The following is a 1,914-nucleotide window of genomic DNA, read 5'->3' as shown; positions in this document are numbered from 1 at the left end:
CGACGCCGAACTCATGCCTGTACTGGTCGATGTACTCCACGATCAACGCTGTGGGCGGTCGAGCTCCGCCGCGAAAAAAGCCGAGGCTGACCTCAGGATCGAGTTCGCCCTGCGCAGCTCACGCACTTCCTTCTCCAGCTCGACCGGGCGCTGGGACTCGCTGGTCGTGGTCCCGGGACGGTGCCCCTCGTCAACCTCGGCCTGCACGACCCAGTTCCTCAGAGTCTCAGGATTGATCCCGAGCTGCTCGCCCACACGGCGAAACGTTCCCGACCTCGTCGATGGATCGCGCCGTGACTGAACTGCCATCCTCGTGGCTCTCTCCCGAAGCTCGTCGGGGTACTTCCTCGGTGCTGCCATGCTCCTCATCCTCCCGTGGATTCAGAGCCTCCACCAGACCCGGGGCGATTCACCGGCAGGTGGTCAACGGGATCCTGTGGAAGCTGCGCACCGGGGCGCCCTGGCGGGACGTGCCCGAACGGTACGGGCCGTGGAAGACCGGCCACGAGCGGCTGCGGATCTGGACCATGGACGGCACTTGGGCCAAGATCCTGGATGAGGCGGTGGTCAAGGACGACGCTGCCGGGGAGGTCGAATGGGTGTTCTCCGTGGACTCGACCTCCATCCGGGCCCACCAGCATGCCGCCGGGGCCCGGAAAAAGGGGGCTGCTCCGATCCGGTCGAGGCCATCGCTGTGGCCGGAGAATGCCTCGGACGGTCCCGCGGGTGATTACCTGGGATGCCCCTGACAGAGGGTCTTGGGGACGAAGCTGTCGGGGTCCACTGCAGGCAACTGCGGGGATCACGCTCGGCAGAGCCGAGCAGGCTCCCGGTTGGTGGTGACAGGCACGCCGACGTCCCTGCTTCCCGGCGAGATCCGCTCCTGAATCCGTTCCAGCTGTGAGTGTCGGGGGAGCGCAGAGGGCCACGGCCCTCAGCACTTACTCGGGCGTGGGCCAGCACCCGGTCCGGGCCCGGGCCTTTGGCGGTCACGTCGTGGGACGGCTGGCGTCGAGCTTGGCCGTGGCCGCCTCGACGTACTCGGCCTCCACAAGAATCTCGTAGGAGGACGCCTCCAGGCCCTGGACGCTACTGAAGTCCCGGCGCCCGCCGGTGGCCGCGTGGCCCAGCAACCCGAAGATCAGCCCCCACACCGCGCCCAGGAGTACCGCCCACAGGATTACCGACAGCCACCCCACGACCGTGAAAAGACCCAACAGCAAGCCAATGAGCAATCCCAGCCAGGCTCCGGAGGCGGCCCCGTACAGGGCGGCCTTGCCGTAGGTCATCCGCCCGGTGACCTGTTCAACCAGGCGCAGATCGGTGCCGACCAAGCGCACGTGCTCAACCGGGAACCCGGCGTCGGAGAGTCGATCGACAAGGCGCTGAGCCTCGTCATAGGAGGGCACTGTGCGCAGGACCTGGTAATGAGCCGAAGCAGCGGGTGGAAGAGGGGAGTGATGGGACATGGTTATCGTTTCCTGTTCGTGGTGACGATCCGACCCGGACGGTGGCCTGCACCCGGGGTTGCCGGGCACCTGGGTCGGGAGTGGACGGAAAGTTAGGAAGAGAAATCGCGGAACAGTCCGGGCACATCAGCAGCCCTGGCCTCCCTTCCTCCCCCTCGGTATCGGCCGTTCAGCCGCGGTGCCTGCGATCTTCGTGGACTTCTGCCACTGGCTCCGACTCGGCATCGGAGCCCGAAATCACCAGCACCCCGTCGGTGCAGGTGGCGGTAGAAAGACCCGAACGCATCAAGGTCCTTGCGCATCAGCTCGGCCACGGCCGTGGCTCCTCTCCGGGTCCTCAGCCCCGTCCCCGAGCCCGTCGGTCCGTGGTGGACCAGCGACGGGCCCGCTCTCAGGGCCTTACAAAATGTCGCGGACGTTACCAGGCTAAGCATATTTATCTCTG

Annotated in this window: 1 protein-coding gene and 2 pseudogenes; 1 reads left to right on the top strand and 2 read right to left on the bottom strand. The window is 66.4% G+C overall.

What is annotated here, in order from left to right; translation table 11 throughout:
- A pseudogene (locus ACT3TZ_RS15075) lies at positions 1-309 on the bottom strand (transposase); the annotation flags it as partial.
- Between the two features lie 86 nt (positions 310-395).
- Between ACT3TZ_RS15075 and ACT3TZ_RS15070 the strand changes: the two are divergent.
- Positions 396-727: pseudogene (locus ACT3TZ_RS15070) on the top strand (transposase); the annotation flags it as partial.
- A 262-nt stretch (positions 728-989) separates the two neighbouring features.
- Here the strand turns inward: ACT3TZ_RS15070 and ACT3TZ_RS15065 are convergent.
- Positions 990-1,469 carry a general stress protein gene (locus ACT3TZ_RS15065; RefSeq protein WP_444584228.1) on the bottom strand — a complete coding sequence of 160 codons (480 nt, stop codon included), beginning with the start codon at positions 1,467-1,469 and terminating at the stop codon, positions 990-992.
- Positions 1,470-1,914: the final 445 nt, after the last annotated feature.

The sequence above is a fragment of the Brachybacterium sp. AOP25-B2-12 genome (assembly GCF_052378625.1).
Lineage (GTDB): Bacteria > Actinomycetota > Actinomycetes > Actinomycetales > Dermabacteraceae > Brachybacterium.
This window is presented reverse-complemented; position numbering and strand designations above follow the sequence as displayed.